General features: G+C 60.2%; 12 protein-coding genes. 7 read left to right on the forward strand and 5 right to left on the reverse strand.

From position 1 onward, the window contains the following. Positions 1–204: 204 nt before the first annotated feature. Positions 205–969 carry a GntR family transcriptional regulator gene (locus BWR59_RS27795; protein ID WP_081568900.1) on the forward strand — a complete coding sequence of 255 codons (765 nt, stop codon included), beginning with the start codon at positions 205–207 and terminating at the stop codon, positions 967–969. Positions 970–1237: 268 nt separating this feature from the next. Here BWR59_RS27795 and guaD read toward each other — a convergent pair whose 3' ends face one another. The 4 genes from guaD to xdhA form a co-directional block, all read right to left on the reverse strand. Further along, complete coding sequence (gene guaD / locus BWR59_RS27800; protein WP_081568901.1) at positions 1238–2542, reverse strand: guanine deaminase; 1305 nt, start codon at positions 2540–2542, stop codon at positions 1238–1240. A gap of 24 nt (positions 2543–2566) precedes the next feature. Continuing rightward, positions 2567–3418, reverse strand: a complete 852-nt coding sequence (xdhC, locus tag BWR59_RS27805; RefSeq protein WP_081568902.1) for a xanthine dehydrogenase accessory protein XdhC — start codon at positions 3416–3418, stop codon at positions 2567–2569. Positions 3419–3533: 115 nt separating this feature from the next. Beyond that, entirely contained in the window at positions 3534–5951 is a 2418-nt protein-coding gene (gene xdhB, locus BWR59_RS27810; RefSeq protein ID WP_081568903.1) for a xanthine dehydrogenase molybdopterin binding subunit, read from the reverse strand. Continuing rightward, entirely contained in the window at positions 5944–7413 is a 1470-nt protein-coding gene (gene xdhA / locus BWR59_RS27815) for a xanthine dehydrogenase small subunit (RefSeq protein WP_081568904.1), read from the reverse strand. The genes xdhB and xdhA overlap by 8 nt, the downstream gene beginning before the upstream one ends. Before the next feature lie 310 nt (positions 7414–7723). Here xdhA and BWR59_RS27820 point away from each other — a divergent pair, with 310 nt between their 5' ends. The 6 genes from BWR59_RS27820 to BWR59_RS27845 all read left to right on the forward strand — a co-directional run bounded on the left by BWR59_RS27820 (position 7724) and on the right by BWR59_RS27845 (position 18736). Next, on the forward strand, positions 7724–8383 hold the full coding sequence (locus BWR59_RS27820) for a GntR family transcriptional regulator (protein WP_081568905.1): 660 nt from the start codon (positions 7724–7726) through the stop codon (positions 8381–8383). Positions 8384–8386: 3 nt separating this feature from the next. After that, positions 8387–11875, forward strand: a complete 3489-nt coding sequence (gene smc / locus BWR59_RS27825) for a chromosome segregation protein SMC (protein WP_081568906.1) — start codon at positions 8387–8389, stop codon at positions 11873–11875. Between the two features lie 265 nt (positions 11876–12140). Further along, on the forward strand, positions 12141–12998 hold the full coding sequence (gene zipA, locus BWR59_RS27830; RefSeq protein ID WP_081568907.1) for a cell division protein ZipA: 858 nt from the start codon (positions 12141–12143) through the stop codon (positions 12996–12998). A gap of 82 nt (positions 12999–13080) precedes the next feature. Then, the gene (gene ligA / locus BWR59_RS27835) at positions 13081–15447 is read left to right on the forward strand and encodes an NAD-dependent DNA ligase LigA (protein ID WP_081568908.1); all 2367 of its coding nucleotides are present in this window, start codon (positions 13081–13083) and stop codon (positions 15445–15447) included. Positions 15448–15596: 149 nt separating this feature from the next. Continuing rightward, a complete protein-coding gene (locus BWR59_RS27840) occupies positions 15597–16763 on the forward strand; it encodes a putative zinc-binding peptidase (RefSeq protein WP_081568909.1) in 1167 nt (388 codons plus the stop codon). A gap of 167 nt (positions 16764–16930) precedes the next feature. Then, on the forward strand, positions 16931–18736 hold the full coding sequence (locus BWR59_RS27845) for a GGDEF and EAL domain-containing protein (RefSeq protein WP_081568910.1): 1806 nt from the start codon (positions 16931–16933) through the stop codon (positions 18734–18736). A gap of 98 nt (positions 18737–18834) precedes the next feature. On the opposite strand, the gene BWR59_RS27850 is transcribed toward BWR59_RS27845, so the two are convergent. Continuing rightward, complete coding sequence (locus tag BWR59_RS27850; RefSeq protein WP_081568911.1) at positions 18835–19323, reverse strand: GNAT family N-acetyltransferase; 489 nt, start codon at positions 19321–19323, stop codon at positions 18835–18837. Positions 19324–19341 lie beyond the last annotated feature (18 nt).

The raw sequence follows: 19341 nt of genomic DNA on the forward strand, positions 1-19341 counted from the left end.
GCAAATAATGTTTTTGATTTTGTCGTGAATATTTTTGAGATTGTGTGCATAACGCCTCGACCAGCAAGGGCGTGTTCAGACTTTGCACACTGTGTACAATGCGCCATTACTTTTACTGTGACTTTTGGGCGATATCTGCTATTGATTTGCCCATCACCGATCACGGTCACGGCCTTGCGCCGGATTCAGTTCTTACGAGTGCCCATGAACGATCAGCTGCAACCTCTCAAGAAACAACCGCGTGCCGCCAAGGCTGGCCGCAGCGGCACCCAGGACGACATCGTCTACGCGCACATTTTCGAGGCCATCCTCGAACAGCGGCTGGCGCCCGGCACCAAGCTGAGCGAAGAAGCCCTGGGCGAGATCTTCGGGGTCAGCCGCACCATCATTCGTCGCGCCTTGTCGCGCCTGGCCCATGAAGGCGTGGTGTTGCTGCGCCCGAATCGTGGCGCGGTGGTGGCAAGCCCAAGTGTCGAAGAAGCACGCCAGGTGTTCTTCGCCCGACGCATGGTCGAGAAGGCCATCACGGAACTGGCAGTCGAACACGCGACGGCCGAGCAGTTGCTCGAGCTGCGCAAGATGGTCAGCGACGAGCGCGACAGTTTTTCCAGAGGTGATCGTGGGGCAGGGATTCGTCTGTCCGGCGAGTTTCACCTGAAGCTGGCAGAAGCAGCGAAGAATGCGCCGCTGATCAGCTTTCAGCGCAGTCTGGTGTCGCAGACTTCATTGATCATCGCTCAGTACGAAAGCGGCAATCGCTCGCACTGTTCCTACGATGAACACACCCAGTTGATCGACGCAATCGAAGCGCGGGACGCGGCCCTGGCCGTGAACCTGATGATGCACCACATGGATCACATCGACAGCAAACTCAACCTCGACGAAGAAAGCGCCTCGGATGACCTGCATGCAGTGTTTTCGCACCTGATGCTGCCAAAGAAAAAGCCCGGGCGCAGTACGGCGGTTTGATCGGTTTGTCTGACACACCGCTTCGCCACCGTCGTAACCTCCGGCAGCTCCCACAGGGATTTGTGGCAGCAGCCAGCTCCCACAAGTCTCTTGTGATCGTTCCCACGCTCCGCGTTTGTGATCGTTCCCACGCTCCGCGTGGGAATGCATCCCAGGACGCTCCGCGTCCAAAGCCGACGCAGAGCGTCGAGAAAGGCGTTCCCACGCAGAGCGTGGGAACGATCATTAAGGATTTGATTTACGCCGGGTTCGAAGTCGGGCGCTGGCCTCAGCGCTTGTGCACCAGAACCCCAGCCGAATAGGTCTCGCTGACCGTCCTGTCATCCCCCAGCGTCATCAACACGAACAGCTTCTCTTCGATGCTGGTCGCCTGTTTCATGCGATAGGACAGCAGCGGTGTCGCGTTGAAATCCATCACCACGAAGTCCGCTTCGGTGCCTTCGTGCAAGTTGCCGATCTTGTCTTCCAGACGCAGTGCCCGCGCGCCGCCGAGGGTCGCCAGGTACAGCGATTTGAACGGGCTGAGCTTGGCGCCCTGCAGCTGCATGACCTTGTACGCCTCGTTCAGCGTTTGCAGGATCGAGAAGCTGGTCCCGCCACCGACGTCGGTGCCAAGGCCCACATTGACCTTGTGCCTTTCTGCCATCGGCAGGTTGAACAGGCCACTGCCCAGGAAAAAGTTGGACGTCGGGCAGAAGGCGATGGCTGACCCGGTTTCGGCCAGACGTTCACATTCCTGATCGCACAGATGCACCCCGTGAGCGAACACCGAGCGCTCGCCCAGCAGCTTGAAGTGATCGTAGACATCCAGGTAGTTCTTGCGCTCAGGGAACAGTTCCTTGACCCACTCGACTTCCTTCAGGTTTTCACTGATGTGGGTCTGCATGTACAGGTCCGGGTACTCGGTCATCAGTTGACCCGCAAGGCTCAGCTGCTCAGGCGTACTGGTCGGCGCAAAGCGTGGGGTCACCGCGTAATGCAGACGACCCTTGCCGTGCCAGCGCTCGATCAGCGCTTTGCTGTCGACGTAACTGGATTCGGCCGTGTCCACCAGATAATCCGGGGCATTACGGTCCATCATCACCTTGCCCGCGATCATGCGCAGGTTGAGCTTCTCGGCAGCGGTGAAGAACGCGTCCACCGATTCCTTGTGGCGACTGCCGAACACCAGTGCGGTAGTGGTGCCGTTGCGCAGCAATTCCTTGATGAAGATGTCGGAAACTTCAGCGGCGTGGGCAGGATCGGCAAACTGACGTTCGACCGGGAAAACGTAGGTATTAAGCCAGTCCAGCAACTGTTCGCCGTAGGAACCGACCATGCCGGTCTGTGGCAAATGGATGTGGGTGTCGATGAAACCGGCCGTGATCAGCGCGTCCTTGTAGGTCACCACTTCCACGTCGCTGGCGAGTTTGCCCAGCAGGTCCCTGGTGTGACCGACCGCGGTGATCTTGCCGTTCTCGACCACCATCAGGCCGTCTTCGAAATACTCATAGGATGCCTCGACCACCACCTCGGCAGGGTCGGCGATGCTGTGAACGATGGCGGCGCGATAGGCTTTCTTGTCAGTAGTCATGTTCGAGATTCGTTCTCTAGAGATTCATTGAGCCTGGCTGCGCCGCGAAACGGGCATCAGCTTGGCTATCGGTTCAGAGGTCGAGCCTTGCTCGCCGCTGTCCATACCAAAGCAGGCGTTGTAGGTGGCAATCACTTCAGCCGCGACCGAGACAGCAATCTCTATCGGCAGCTTGCCTTTCACTTCGGCCAGGCCCATGGGGCAGCGCATGCGCTGGACCAGGGCCGGGTCGAAACCGCGATCGCGCAGGCGATGTTCGAATTTTACGCGTTTGGTTTTCGAGCCGATCAGGCCGAACCACGTAAAGTCGCCGCGTTTGAGGATGGCGGCGGTCAGTTCCAGGTCCAGCTGATGGTTGTGGGTCATGACGATGCAGTAGCTGCCGGGGGGCAGATTATCCACTTCATCGACCACCTCGTCGTTGACGATCCTGGTCACGCCTTCTGGCAGGTGTGCAGGGAATTCGGCTTCCCGCGAATCGATCCAGCGCACCCGGCAGGGCAGGCTGGCGAGCAGCGGCACCAGCGCGCGACCGACATGGCCGGCGCCGAACACCGCGATCTGTGCCTGCGGCTGACCCATCGGCTCGAACAGCAAGACGTTCACGCCGCCGCAGCATTGGCCAAGGCTGGCACCGAGGCTGAAGCGCTCCAGCCGTGTTTGCTGGCTGCCGCTTGCGAGCATCTCGCGGGCGATTTCCATGGCCTTGAATTCCAGATGGCCGCCGCCAATGGTGTCGTAGATCCGCTCGGCGCTGACCACCATTTTCGAGCCCGCATTGCGCGGCGTCGAGCCACGCTCCTCGATGATGGTCACCAGCACGCAGGCTTCACCCTGGGTTTGCAACTCGGCGAGGGCGCTGATCCAGTTGTTCATGTGTTTCTCCTGATCGAGTCAGACGATCAAACCCATACCTGCCATGATCGTACCCACGTCGAGGCGTCGAACCGTCTGCGTGGGCACGCCTCCTGTGACGCTCTGCGTCACGCCGTTAATCGACGCGCAGCGTCTCGGGCTGCATTCCCACGTGGAACGTGGGAACGATCTCTTGATCACGCTTAAGCTTGCGCATCTGCTCGCACCCCCACAACACCCGCTCCGGCGTGGCAGGCGCGTCGATCTTGGGCTGGTGCCTGTAATCGCCCAGACTCGCCACCGCATCCTTGATCGCGCACCAGGCTGCAATGCCCAGCATGAACGGCGGTTCACCCACGGCCTTGGAATGGAACACCGTGTCTTCCGGGTTCTTGCGGTTCTCCACCAGCTTCACCCGCAAGTCGGCTGGCATGTCCGCGACGGCCGGAATCTTGTAACCGGCCGGGCCGTTGGTCATCAGCTTGCCCTTGGCGTTCCACACCAGTTCTTCGGTGGTCAGCCAGCCCATGCCTTGAATGTAGCCACCTTCCACCTGGCCGATGTCGATGGCCGGGTTCAGTGAGGCGCCGACGTCATGCAGGATATCGGTGCGCAGCATCTTGTATTCGCCGGTCAACGTGTCGACGATCACCTCGGTGCAGGCCGCGCCGAAGGCGAAGTAGTAGAACGGCCTCCCACGCGCCTGGCTGCGGTCGTAGAAGATCTTCGGCGTCTTGTAATAACCGGTGCTCGACAGCGACACCTGGCCCATCCACGCCTGCTGCGCCAGCGTGTCGAAGCTGATCACCTGCTCGCCGACGCGCACATGACCGTTGCGGAATTCGACCTGCGATTCCTCGCACGTGTAGTGCTTTGCCGCGAATTCAACCAGACGCTGCTTGATGGTTTCCGCCGCGTTCTGCGCCGCCTTGCCATTGAGGTCCGCGCCGCTGGAGGCCGCTGTTGGCGAGGTGTTCGGTACCTTGTCGGTATTGGTCGCAGTGATCTGCACGCGGTCGATATCGACCTGGAACACCTCGGCCACCACCTGGGCCACCTTGATGTTCAAACCCTGGCCCATCTCGGTGCCGCCGTGGTTCAGGTGGATGCTGCCGTCGGTGTAGATATGAATCAGCGCACCGGCCTGATTGAGGAAGCTGGCGGTGAAGGAAATGCCGAATTTCACCGGGGTCAACGCCAGGCCTTTCTTCAGGATCGGGCTGTTGGCGTTGTAGGCGATGATCGCCTTGCGACGCTCCGCGTACTGGCTGCTTTCTTCCAGTTCGGCGGTCATCTCTTCGAGCATGTTGTGCTCGACGGTCTGATAGTAGTGCGTGACGTTGCGGTCGGTCTTGCCGTAGTAGTTGGCCTTGCGCACCGCCAGCGGGTCCTTGCCCAGATGCCGGGCAATGGCGTCCATGACTTCCTCGATGGCGACCATGCCTTGCGGGCCGCCGAAGCCGCGATAAGCGGTGTTGGACGCAGTGTTGGTCTTGCAGCGATGGCCGTTGATGGTGGCATCGCCCAGGTAATACGAGTTGTCGGCGTGGAACATCGCGCGGTCGACAATCGAAGCCGACAGATCGGGCGAGCAGCCGCAGTTGCCTGCCAGTTCCAGCTGTATGCCATGCAGGCGCCCGTCGTTGTCGAAGCCGACGTCGTACTCGACATAGAAGGGGTGACGCTTGCCGGTCATCATCATGTCTTCGACGCGAGGCAGGCGCATCTTGGTTGGCTGGCCGGTGAGGCGCGCAACCACCGCGCACAAGCACGCCGGGCTTGCGGCCTGGGTTTCCTTGCCACCGAAACCACCGCCCATGCGGCGCATGTCGACAACCACTTTGTTCATCGACACATCAAGCACTTCGGCGACCAGTTTTTGCACTTCGGTCGGGTTCTGCGTCGAGCAGTAGACGATCATGCCGCCGTCTTCAGTGGGCATCACTGAGGAGATCTGGGTTTCGAGATAGAAGTGTTCCTGACCGCCGATGTGCAGCGTGCCCTGAATGCGGTTCGGTGCAGTCTCCAGCGCCACGGCAGAATCGCCGCGCTGGTGTGTGTGGCTGTCGAGCACGAAGTGCTTTTTGCGATAGGCCTCGACCACGTCGAGCACCGGCTCCAGATCTTCGTATTCGATGATCGCCGCCATCGCCGCCTTGCGCGCGGTTTCATGGTCGCGGGCAGCCACGGCAATCACCGGCTGGCCGACAAACTCGACCTTATCGATGGCCAGCAACGGGTCGCCGGGCAGCAACGGACCGATGTCTTTAAGCCCCGGAATGTCTTCGTGAGTGATGGCGATGCGTACGCCTTCGAAGTCGTAACAGGGGGTGACATCAACGCTGACGATTCGCGCATGGGCCCGGTCGGACATCCGCGCGTAAACGTGCAGCTGATTGGGAAACTCCAGCCGGTCATCGATGTAGATCGCCTCGCCCGACACATGCTTGTCAGCGCTGTCGTGCTTGACGCTGCGGCCAACGCCGGTAGTGAGGTCCTGCTGAAACAGGGTGACCAGTTCTTCCTGAGTCTTTTGGGGAGCGTGATTAGACATAAGCAGTCACCCGAGTCTCGATGTGTGGCGTTTGCAGCTCGATGAAGTATTTACGCAGCAGGTTTTGCGCGCTCAACAGACGGTATTCCTTGGTGGCGCGGAAATCCGACAGCGGCGTGAAGTCCTTTTCAAGCGCAGCACAGGCGCGCTCGACGGTAGCTGAAGTCCAGGGCTGACCGATCAGGGCCTGCTCGCAATGGGCCGCGCGTTTGGGAATCGCTGCCATGCCGCCGAATGCCGCGCGGGCGTCGACGATGGCGCCGTTTTCAACCTGAATGCGGAAGGCGGCGCAGACTGCGGAAATATCGTCGTCCAGACGTTTGGACACTTTATAAGCGCGGAAGACCTGCCTGACATTGGCCTTGGGCACGATGATCTTCTCGATGAACTCGCTTTCCTGACGTGCGGTCACGCGGTAATCGATGAAGTAGTCTTCCAGCGCCAGCGTGCGGGTTTTCTCGCCCTTGCGCAGGACAATCTTCGCGCCGAGGGCGATGAGCAAGGGAGGCGAGTCGCCGATGGGCGAGGCGTTGCCGATGTTGCCGCCCAGCGTGCCCTGATTGCGGATCTGCAGCGATGCAAAACGGTGCAGCAGCTCGCCGAAATCAGGGTACTCGCTGCTCAACGCTTCATAGCAATCGGTGAGCGAGGTGGCGGCGCCGATTTCGATGCGGTCGTCGAAATGCTCGACCTTCTTCATTTCGGCGACATTGCCGACGTAAATCATCACTGGAAGCGGACGATGGAACTGGGTGACTTCCAGCGCCAGATCAGTGCCGCCTGCCAGCAGTCGGGCTTGCGGGTACGAGTCGTAAAGATCGGCCAGATCGGCCACGGTCAGCGGCACCAGGCAGCGCTTGTCGCCGCTGTTCAGCTCAGCGGTCTCCTGCGGCTTGATGGCTTTAAGCCGAGCGATGGTCTGGGCTTTGCGGGTATCGAACTGATCGGGTTGGCGCTGGCTGCAGCTCTGTTCGGCAGCCGCCAGAATCGGGCGATAGCCGGTGCAGCGGCAGAGGTTGCCAGCCAAGGCTTCATGGGCCTGGGCGCTCTGTTCCTGGGGCGAGCAGGTTTGAACGCTGTTTTTCTGCAGAGCGAACAACGACATCACGAAGCCCGGCGTGCAGAAGCCGCACTGCGAGCCGTGGCAATCGACCATGGCCTGCTGCACGCTGTGCAGTTGGCCCTGATGCTTGAGGTCCTCGACGCTGATCAGCTGTTTGCCATGCAGCGACGCAACGAACGTCAGGCAGGAATTGAGACTGCGATAGCTCAAGTGGTCCTGGCCTTCATCGTCTGTGCTCAGCTCGCCGACAACGACGGTACAAGCGCCGCAGTCGCCGCTGGCGCAGCCTTCCTTGGTGCCGGATTTGTGCAAATGCTCACGGAGATAGTTGAGCACCGTCATGTTGGGGTCCAGAGCATGCTCGGTTTTCAGCTCTTGGTTCAGCAAAAACTGGATCACGGGTCGCGCCTCGTCTTCTTGTAATAAATAGCAGTCGTGTGAAGGTGTAACGGAATCTGTCATCGAACCTGTCGATGAATCTATCAGTTCTGACTATTGGGTCAATTAAAATCTGACCTATAAGTCAAGAAATATGAGTTTCCACAGACTTGCCGATTAACGGCAACATGGCCTTGCAATGAATCGGTGTGGCGACGCTCAAAGTTTTGCTTATTTCGTGCCAGTTTCCGTGCATATGGCCCTGCGCCACAGGTATCCAGTGCGATACACTGCGCCGCTTGTGTGCAGCTATTGGATTTAAAGGAAAGAAATGACGTTCAAGGCACCGGACAGCCTCGCTGAGCAGATCGCTCATCACCTCGCCGAGCGGATCATTCGCGGCGAGCTCAAGCCAGGGGAGCGGATTCAGGAGCAGAAGGTCACTGCTGCACTCAATGTCAGCCGCGGATCGGTGCGCGAAGCACTGCTGATTCTCGAACGTCGCCATCTGATCGCTATCTTGCCGCGCCGTGGTGCGCAAGTGTCTGTCCTCACCCCGCACAACATTCAGAGTCTGTGCGCGCTGATGAGCGAGCTGTACATCCTGCTTGGCCTCGCGGTGGCCAAGAGCTGGAAAGAGGAACTCGATCTGGCGCCGTTCCTGCAAATCCAGCAGCGTCTGATCACCAGCTGTGAGCGCGCGGATGTGAAGAGCTTCGTTGAAGACAGCTTCAACGTGATGCGCGCGGCGTATCCGTTCGCCAACAATCCCTATCTGGAAGAGACCGTCGAGAACCTGCAGCCGTCCATGAGCCGCTTCTACTATCTGGCCCTCGAGCAGCGTCAGGCCGAGATGAGTGAATACCTGACCCTGTTCGGCCAGTTGCTCGAGGCGGTGGTCGCCCGTGATCTGGCGCGCATCCGCGATGTGCTCACCAGCTATGCCGAGCGCAGCTGCCAGTCGATCCTGTCTGCATTGGCGGCCAGCTGATCCATGCGCCTCAAGTGCATCAGGCTGGCCGGGTTCAAGTCGTTCGTCGATCCGACGACGGTGAACTTCCCCAGCAACATGGCGGCCGTGGTCGGCCCCAATGGATGCGGCAAATCCAATATCATCGACGCGGTGCGCTGGGTCATGGGCGAAAGCTCGGCCAAGAACCTGCGCGGCGAGTCGATGACCGACGTCATCTTCAACGGCTCCACCAGCCGTAAGCCGGTGAGCCAGGCCAGCATCGAGCTGGTGTTCGACAACTCGGACAGCACCCTGGTGGGCGAATACGCCAGCTACGCGGAAATTTCCATTCGCCGCAAAGTCACCCGCGACAGCCAGAACACCTATTACCTGAACGGCACAAAATGCCGTCGTCGCGACATCACCGATATCTTTCTTGGCACCGGCCTGGGCCCGCGCAGCTACTCGATCATCGAGCAGGGCATGATCTCCAAGCTGATCGAAGCCAAGCCCGAGGATCTGCGCAATTTCATCGAAGAAGCGGCCGGCATCTCCAAGTACAAAGAGCGCCGCCGTGAAACCGAGAACCGCATTCGTCGCACCCACGAAAACCTCGCTCGCCTGACCGACCTGCGCGAAGAACTCGAACGCCAGTTGGAGCGTTTGCACCGTCAGGCCCAGGCCGCCGAGAAATATCAGGAATACAAAGCCGAAGAGCGTCAGCTCAAGGCGCAGTTGTCGGCGTTGCGCTGGCAGGCGTTGAACGAACAGGTGGCGCAACGCGAGTCGATCATCGGCAATCAGGAAGTCGGCTTCGAGGCGCTGGTCGCCGATCAACGCAGTGCCGACGCGGCCATCGAACGCCTGCGCGACGGGCATCACGACCTGTCCGAACGGTTCAATCTGGTGCAGGGCCGCTTCTATTCGGTCGGCGGTGACATCGCGCGCAACGAGCAGAGCATTCAGCACGGTCAGCAACGTCTGCGCCAGTTGCAGGACGATCTGCGCGAAGCCGAGCGCGCCCGGCAGGAAACCGAATCCCATCTGGGCCACGACCGCACCTTGCTGGCGACCCTCGGCGAAGAGCTGGAAATGCTCGAGCCTGAACAGGACATGACCCTCGCCGCCGCCGAGGAGTCCGCCGCCGCGCTGGAAGAGGCCGAGGCCTCGATGCACAGCTGGCAGGAAAAGTGGGACGCCTTCAACCTGACTTCTGCCGAGCCTCGGCGTCAGGCCGAAGTGCAGCAGTCGCGCATCCAGCAGCTGGAAACCAGCATGGAGCGTCTGGCCGAGCGTCAACGCCGTCTGGGCGAAGAGCGCCAGTTACTGGCGGCCGACCCTGAAGACGCGGCGATTCTGGAACTCAGCGAAGACCTCGCCGCCCGCGAGATGACCTTCGAAGAGCTGACCGCCGAAGAAGAACAACTCATCGAGCGCCTTGAGCAACTGCGCCTCGAACTGCAACAGGCCACTCAATCCCAGCAACAGGCGCAGGGCGACTTGCAGCGTCTGAACGGCCGCATCGCCTCGCTGGAAGCCTTGCAACAGGCCGCCCTGGATCCGGGCACCGGCACTGCCGAATGGCTTCGGGACCAGCAACTCAACGAGCGTCCGCGTCTGGCCGAAGGGCTGCGCGTCGAAGCCGGTTGGGAGTTGGCGGTTGAAACCGTGTTGGGCGCCGATCTGCACGCGGTGCTGGTGGACGATTTCAACGGGCTCGATCTGGCGGGGTTCAGCCAGGGCGATCTGCGTCTGGTCAGCCCTGCTGCCGACAAGACCCGCATCCCCGGCAGCCTGTTGGACAAGGTCGAAACCCATGTCGATCTCAGCAGTTGGCTGGAGCAGGTCAAACCGGTCGAGACCCTCGACGACGCCTTATCGATGCGCGGTCAGCTCAGTGTCGGGCAGAGCCTGATCAGCCGCGATGGCTATTGGGTGGGTCGCGATTTCCTGCGTGTGCGCCGGGCCAGCGAAGCTGAGAGCGGCGTTCTCGCCCGTGGGCAGGAATTGCAGCGTCTGGAACTTGAGCGCGAAGAGCGCGAAGCGACGCTGGCCGCGCTGGAAGAACAATTGCTGACCCAGCGCGAGCAACAGCGCATTCAGGAAGACAATCGCGAGCAATTGCGCCGCCGCTTGCAGGACGAAGCCCGTCAGCAGAGTGAACTCAAAGCGCAGTTATCGGCGGCCAAGGCCAAGGTCGAACAACTGACACTGCGCCGCACGCGTCTGGACGAAGAGCTGACCGAGCTGGGCGAGCAGCGTGCCATCGAGCAGGAGAGTCTCGGTGAGTCGCGTCTGCAATTGCAGGACGCCCTCGACAGCATGGCGCTGGACACCGAGCAGCGCGAATTGCTGCTGGCCCAGCGCGACAGCCTGCGCGAGCGCCTGGACCGGGTGCGCCAGGAAGCCCGTCAGCATAAGGACCACGGCAACCAGCTGGCGGTGCGGTTGAGTTCGCTGCGCGCACAACATGATTCCACCCGCCAGGCGCTGGAGCGTCTGGAGATGCAGTCCGAACGCCTGACCGAAAAGCGTGAGCAGTTGAACCTCGGGCTGGAGGAGGGCGAGGCGCCGCTGGAAGAATTGCGTCTGAAGCTTGAGGAATTGCTGGAAAAGCGCATGGTCGTCGACGACGAAATGCGCACAGCGAAGAACGCCCTGGAAGACGCCGACCGCGAACTGCGCGAAGCCGAGAAACGCCGCACTCAGGCCGAACAACAGTCGCAATTGCTGCGCGGCCAGCTGGAACAGCAGCGTCTGGAATGGCAATCGCTGACCGTTCGCCGCAAGGCTTTGCAGGAGCAATTGCACGAAGACGGCTACGATCTAAATGGCGTGCTGGCGACGCTGACGCCCGAGGCCAACGAAAAGGATGCCGAAGAAGAGTTGGGGCGCATCGACGCGCGTATTCAGCGTCTGGGCGCCATCAACCTGGCGGCCATCGACGAGTATCAGCAGCAGTCCGAGCGCAAGCGTTATCTGGACGCTCAGGACGCCGATCTGGTGGAAGCGCTGGACACGCTGGAAAACGTCATCCGCAAGATCGACAAAGAAACGCGCAATCGCTTCAAAGAGACCTTTGATCAGATAAACAGCGGAATTCAGGCACTTTTTCCAAAAGTTTTCGGTGGCGGAAGCGCTTACTTGGAACTGACGGGCGAAGATTTACTCGATACAGGGGTGACGATCATGGCGCGCCCCCCGGGCAAGAAGAACAGCACGATCCATTTGCTGTCCGGCGGCGAAAAAGCCCTGACCGCATTGGCACTGGTTTTTGCCATTTTCAAACTCAACCCGGCGCCGTTCTGCATGCTCGACGAAGTCGATGCACCACTGGACGACGCCAACGTGGGCCGCTATGCCCGACTGGTCAAGGAGATGTCGCAAACCGTGCAGTTCATCTACATCACCCACAACAAGATCGCCATGGAAATGGCCGATCAGTTGATGGGCGTCACCATGCACGAACCCGGGTGTTCGCGCCTCGTGGCGGTGGACGTAGAGGAGGCGATGGCGCTGGTGGATGCGTAGCGGGCCGTCATGCGGTCAAACAGATTGATGAGGGAAAAGTGGCGTTCTGACGGCGCAGTACAGAAATAGCTGTCGCGCTGGCACAGATGCTCGGCACATGCCAGATGTAACAGACGGTGTAAAGTTACCTTTGGTCGTGCTAGCTTAATGTCCACTTTTTCATTTTGCGTGGGTAAAAGGCCATTCAGAACATAGAGTTGGCTCCACGTTTTAAAGGGGTTTACGCCCTTAATTTTCAGAATTTTCATTAGAGGCACGGGATTACATGGAAATCGGTCTGCGAGAGTGGCTGATCGTCATCGGCATTATTGTCATTGCCGGTATTCTTTTTGACGGCTGGCGCCGGATGCGCGGCGGTAAAGGCAAATTGAAATTCAGGCTGGACCGCAGCTTCTCCAACCTGCCGGACGACGAGGAAGCACCGTCTGCCGAAGTGTTGGGCCCTGCGCGTGTCCTTGAAACCCAGAAAGAACCTCAGCTCGACGAGCAGGATCTGCCGACCATGAGCGCGGCCCGCGACCGGCCCGAGCGTGCGGAGCGTGAGTCCAAACGCAAGCAGCGCAAAGACGAGCCACAGCAGGGTGACCTGAACCTGGATACCGATGGTCCGAGCCTGTTTGGCGCCCGTGACGACGATTTCCCCGACGACAAGGCGCCGCAGCGCATTACCGAAGACAAAGACCTGCCGCCGGTTGAAGAAGTGCTGGTGATCAGCGTTATTTCCCGTGACGAAAGCGGCTTCAAGGGGCCTGCTTTGTTACAGAATATTCTGGAAAGCGGCCTGCGTTTCGGCGAGATGGACATCTTCCATCGTCACGAAAGCATGGCGGGCAATGGCGAAGTACTGTTCTCCATGGCCAATGCGGTCAAGCCTGGCGTGTTCGATCTGGACGACATCGACCACTTCAGCACCCGCGCCGTGAGCTTCTTCCTCGGCCTGCCGGGCCCTCGTCATCCGAAGCAGGCTTTCGACGTGATGGTGGCCGCGGCGCGCAAACTGGCCCATGAACTGAACGGCGAATTGAAAGATGATCAGCGCAGCGTCATGACCGCGCAGACCATCGAGCACTACCGCCAGCGCATCGTCGAGTTCGAACGCCGCGCGCTGACTCAGCGTCGTTGATTGAAGTCCGGTGCTCACGCGCCGGATCGCACCATGAATTGAGCAGCTTCGGCTGCTCTTTTGCATTCTGAGAGAACACCGTATGAAAGCTGCCGAAACCCGAATCCTGGAACTGCGCGCAGAGCTGGACCTGCATAACTACCGGTATCACGTCCTTGACGAGCCGAGCATTCCGGACGTCGAGTACGACCGCCTGTTTCATGAGCTGAAGGCGCTGGAAGGGGAAAACCCGCATCTGGTCACCCCTGATTCACCCACTCAGCGGGTCGGCAGTGCGGCGTTGTCGGCGTTCACTCAAGTGCGCCACGAAATTCCCATGCTCAGCCTCGGCAACGCCTTCGAAGAAGGCGACATGCGCGAGTTCGACCGGCGTGTCACCGAAGGGCTGGATCTGCCTGTGGGCGATCTGTTAGGAGCGGGCGAGAAGGTCGAATACAGCTGTGAACCCAAGCTCGACGGGCTGGCCGTAAGCCTGTTGTATCAGAACGGTGCGCTGGTGCGCGGCGCTACCCGTGGCGACGGCACTACCGGCGAGGACATCAGTGTCAACGTTCGTACCGTGCGCAACATCCCGCTCAAACTGCACGGCGAAGGCTGGCCGGAAACTCTCGAAGTGCGCGGCGAAGTGTTCATGTCCAAGGCCGGCTTCGAGCGCCTGAACGAGAGCCAGCTGGAGGTCAGCGGCAAGACGTTCGCCAACCCGCGCAACGCCGCCGCGGGCAGCCTGCGCCAGCTTGATTCGAAGATCACCGCCAATCGCCCTCTGGAATTCTGCTGCTATGGCATCGGCCAGGTGTCCCACGACATTTCCGACACCCACATCGGCAACCTGAAACAGTTGAAAGAATGGGGCATGCCCATCAGCCGCGAGCTGAAAGTGGCTGCCGGCATTGACGACTGCCTAAAGTACTACCACGACATCGGCGAGCGTCGCCTGTCGCTGCCTTACGAAATCGACGGCGTGGTGTTCAAGGTCAACAGCATCGCTGCGCAGCGTGAATTGGGTTTCCGCGCCCGTGAACCGCGCTGGGCCATTGCCCACAAATTCCCGGCCATGGAAGAACTCACCGAACTGCTGGATGTGGAATTCCAGGTCGGCCGCACCGGCGCCGTCACCCCGGTCGCGCGCTTGAAGCCGGTCAAGGTCGCAGGCGTCACCGTGGCCAACGCTACCTTGCACAACATGGATGAAGTGGCGCGTCTGGGCTTGATGATCGGTGATACCGTGATCATCCGCCGCGCGGGTGACGTGATTCCGCAGGTGGTGCAGGTGGTGCTGGAGCGCCGTCCTGAAAACGCCCGCAAGGTCGAAATTCCGCAGACTTGCCCGGTCTGTGGCTCGCAGGTCGAACGCACCCAGTTGATCAAGCGCAGCAAAGGCAAGGAGACCGTCAGCGAGGGCGCGGTGTATCGCTGCGTCGGGCGTCTGGCCTGTGGTGCGCAGCTCAAGCAAGCGATCATCCATTACGTGTCCCGTCGCGCCATGGACATCGAGGGCCTGGGCGACAAGACCATCGAGCAACTGGTGGACGAGAAACTCATCGGTTCTCCGGCTGACCTCTACAAACTCGACTACGAGCAGATCATCGACCTGGAAGGCTTCGCCGAAATCTCCAGCAAGAAGCTGCTCAAAGCCATCGATGACAGCAAGAAGCCGACGCTGGCGCGCTTTATCTACGCGTTGGGCATTCCCGATGTCGGCGAGGAAACCGCCAAGGTGCTGGCGCGTTCGCTGGGTTCGCTGGACAAGGTGAAAGTGGCGCTGCCGGAAGTACTGACCTACTTGCCGGACATCGGGCTGGAAGTGGCTCACGAGATTCACAGCTTCTTCGAAGACGATCACAACCAGAACGTGATCGGTGCGCTGCTGGGCGAGTGCAAAATGGAGCTGCAGGACACCGGTGATCTGGGCGCCGAATTCGCGGCCAGCGCGACCCTGGGCGGCATGCTCGACAAGCTCAACATTCCATCGATAGGGCCCGGCGGGGCGCAGAAGCTGGCCGATAAATTCGGCACGCTGGAAGGCGTGGTCAAGGCTGACTGGCTGGACATGCGCCAGACCTTGCCGGAAAAGCAGGCGCAGTCTGTCAGGGCGTTCTTCGACATCACGGAGAATGCCGATCGTGCCCTCAAGATCGAGCAACAGCTCAAAGACTTCGGCATGCACTGGCACAGCGAGAAGAAGGTGGTCGAAGGCCTGCCGCTCGCGGGCCAGACCTGGGTCCTGACCGGCTCGCTGGAACTGATGAGCCGCGACGTCGCCAAGGACAAACTCGAAAGCCTCGGCGCCAAGGTCTCAGGCTCGGTATCGGCCAAGACCCACACCGTGGTCGCAGGCCCCGGGGCAGGTTCCAAGCTGACCAAAGCCAATGAGCTAGGGTTGAAAGTGCTGGACGAAGAGGCGTTTGTCGCGTTCCTCAAGAAGCACAACATTTCAGTGGACTCCTGAGCTTTTCGCACCAGTTGTGATGTCATCGCCTGTCTGGCAGGCGATGCATCACCTCACATTTTGTGTCCGCGCCGACAACCCGCCGATAATCCACGGAACCCCCACACCCCCCAACGATCTAGTGCTTGCAGCCCACTCAGGAGATGGCCATGTTCCAGTTCTTCGAACAACTCAGCACAAGGATCGCGGCGCCGTTCGCCGGTGAGAGCAAGCGCAACAGCAAGGTCTGGCAATGCCGCTGTGGGCAGTCGGTGTTCTTTCGCAACAGCCAGTGCCTGGCCTGTTCGGCAGCCCTTGGCTATCTCCCCGAGCAGAGCAAGATCGCGGCGCTGGAGCCGGGCCCGGATATCAACACCTGGCGCCTGAGCGACGACCCGCAGGCTGGCCTATATCGACGCTGCGCCAACCTCGACACGCCCGCTGCCTGCAACTGGCTGTTTCCGGCACTCAATGCCGGAGAATTCTGCGTCGCCTGTAGCCTCAACAAAACCATCCCTGACCTTTCCGTTCCCGAGAACCCCGAGCGCTGGCGCAAGATCGAAATCGCCAAACGCCGACTGGTCGCGCAATTGATCACCCTGGGTTTGCAGGTCATTCCCAAGACTGTCGATGAGGAGCGGGGTCTGGCCTTCGAATTTCTTGGCGTCGATCTGGAAGGCAACCTGCCCACTACCGGCCACGCCAACGGTTTGATCACCTTGAACGTGGAGGAGGCTGACGACGCCATCCGTGAGAAAGTTCGCGTGCAGATGCACGAACCCTATCGCACGCTGCTCGGACATTTGCGTCATGAAGTCGGGCATTACTACTGGGATCGTCTGATTGCTAACACCTATTGGCAGGATGGCTTCCGCAATCTGTTCGGCGACGACCGCGCCAGCTACGCCGATGCCCTTGAGCACCACTACCAGAATGGTGCTCCCGCCGACTGGCAGCAGCATTACGTCAGCGCCTACGCCACCATGCATCCCTGGGAGGACTGGGCTGAAACCTGGGCCCATTACCTACACATGATGGACGCCGTCGACACCGCCCTGAGCCTGGGTATGAGTGCACGGGACATGGACCTGGATTACCAGCCTTTCGAGCTGGAAACCCTCTATGACCCGCAGCATCCTGGCGGGCCCTCCTTCCTCGCGTTCGTCAATGCCTGGATCGAACTGGCCGGCATGCTCAACGAACTTTCTCGTGCCATGGGCCAGCCGGACTTTTACCCGTTCGTGTTGCCACCTGCGGTGATCACCAAGCTGCATTTCATCCATTTGGTCATTCAGGGCGCAGGCGGCAAGGCAGATGAAGTGCTGCAGGTGCAGTGAGCCATTCACTTGAAGGGTGGTGACATTTACTCTGCAACTTTGATGCAGGGGATCTGTCATCACCGCCGGTCTGCGAATGCCTGCAAGGGGAAGGATCCAATGCTACTTTGCCTAACAATATCGTTTTGATACTACTGGCGTAGAGCAGTTGTACAGGGACTTTGCAGATGGCCAATAGCGCTCCATTTCCGTTGAACGAAGCCTCGCGGCTTTCCCGCATCACTCACATGGGCCTGCTCGACTCGGGCGCCGACGAAGTGCTGGATCACATCGTCGACATGGTTGCCCACTACTTCGAAGTGCCGATTGCGCTGGTCTCCATCGTCAGTGAGCACCGGCAATGGTTTCGCGCGGGCACAGGGCTGGACGAGCGAGAGACGCCCCGGGAAATTTCGTTCTGCGCCTACTCGATTCTCACCCACGAAGTGTTTCAGGTGCCTGACGCGCGTCTCGACCCGCGCTTTCGCGACAACCCTCTTGTGGAAGGGGAGCCGCACATTCGCTTCTACGCGGGTGTACCGCTGGTGACTGCCGACGGCCTGGCCCTCGGCACCCTGTGCATCATCGACAACAAGCCTCGTGCGCCCCTGGAGTTGCGTGACATCACGATGCTCGAGATGTACGGGCAACTGGTCATGAAACGCCTGAATAACCTGCGCAAGGCGAGCTACGTCGACCAGCCCACCGGACTGTTCAATCGTCTGCGTCTGGAAGAGGACATCCTCGCGCTGGCCGACCGCGACGAACACGCGTTGGTGGCGCTGGACATGGTCAATCCGGTATTCCTCGACAGCATCATCAAGGCATTGGGCTACAACTTCGCCCAAGAGCTGGTGCGCTGCATGATCGACAGCTGTCGCGAGCAATTGCCCGCCGACACCGCCTTGTACAAGGTCAGCCCGACGCGGATCGCACTGCTCACCCGGCATACCGGCCCGGAGCAGGCCGAGCAGTTGTTCCGCAAACTGATCAAGCATTTTCAGGACCCGCTGATATGCCGCAACATCCCGATCCAGATGGACGTCGGCATCGGCGTACTGCCATTGGGCCTTGGGCGTTGCGATGAAAAGGACTGGATTCGTCTGGTCGTGAGCGCTGCCGATGAGGCTCGTGGCAAGGCCACCGGCTGGCGCTGGTACGAGCCACATCTGGACTTCGCTCAGCAGCGGGCATTCCTGTTGCTCGCATCACTGGCCGATGCCGTGCGCAGTACCGATCAGCTGTCGCTGGTGTTTCAGCCACGGCTCGAAGTCGGCACCGGGCGCATCGTCACCGTCGAAGCGCTGCTGCGTTGGCAGCATCCGGTGTTGGGGCCGATCAGTCCGGCGGAATTCATTCCACTGGCGGAGAAGACCGCGCTGATTCGAACCCTGAGCCTCTGGGTGTTGCGCAATGCGGTGGAACAGGCGCGCCGCTGGCAGGAGCAAGGCTACGCCTTCAAGGTGGCGATGAACGTCTCAGCCCTCGACCTCGCCAACTCACAATTCAGCGATGCGCTGTTCGATCAACTGGCAATCAGCGGCCTCGATCCAGGCCGCTTCGAACTCGAGTTCACCGAAAGCGCGCTCTGCGACAATCCCGACATCACCCGCCAGCAACTCGAACGCCTGCGTGCGCTGGACATCGACATCGCCATCGATGACTTCGGCACCGGCTACAGCAACTGGACCTACCTGCGCCAACTGCCTGCAACCACCGTGAAGCTCGACAAGTCATTGGTGCAAAACATCGACGTCATCGAAAAGGACCGCCGTCTGGTGGAAGCCATCGTCGACCTCGCCCGGCGTCTGGGTTATCGAGTGGTTGCAGAAGGGGCGGAGACCGAAAAGGTCTACGAAATCCTCTGCCAGCTCGGCTGTCATGAAGTGCAGGGGTATCTGGTGGCACGGCCCATGAGCGCCAGCGCGCTGGAACACTGGATGAATGGCGAGCGCAGCGCAAAGGTCAGGCAGCTGCGGGCGCTGGGTGGCTGATGATGCTCGCAGCCACGGATGATCCGTAGCAGTTCGGCTTGCCGGCGCAGACGATCTCCCCAATCACCACCGTCTTGACGTCCCGCAACGCTGTCTCGCTAATCAAGTTTCAACACCATTCGGCGCTCGAACCCCGTTGCCGACCGATCCGCGTCACCAGCATCAAGCCAGCCCAGCGCCCGATACAGTGAATGCGCCGCCAGATTGTCCGGGTCTACCGCCAACATGAGTTGCGTGACCTCAGGCCATAGGTCGCGAACCAGATCTGGCAGCATTTCCACGCAGCGCCTGCCAAGTCCCAGCCGCTGAAACCTTTGATCGATCATCAGCGCGTGCAACGTAGCGGTGTGCCCAAGGGCCCAGCGTGGCAGCAGCGACCTGCGTTTGAGTAGAAAAAAGCCCCGTGGGATCCCATCCACCAGCAACGCATAGCCCTGAATGTCGCAAACAGGTTTTGCGCCCAACGCGTGCAATGCGCCATGGATATCTCCGATCAGCACCCTTTGCGCGCGCGACAGTTCGATGCCGAGCAGTTCATCGTGCTGCCGGGGCGATAGCTGCTCATGTTTGATCAGTAGGGCGTTCATGAGCGACACCATGCCGGG

Source organism: Pseudomonas sp. Bc-h (assembly GCF_002080045.1).
Classification (GTDB): domain Bacteria; phylum Pseudomonadota; class Gammaproteobacteria; order Pseudomonadales; family Pseudomonadaceae; genus Aquipseudomonas.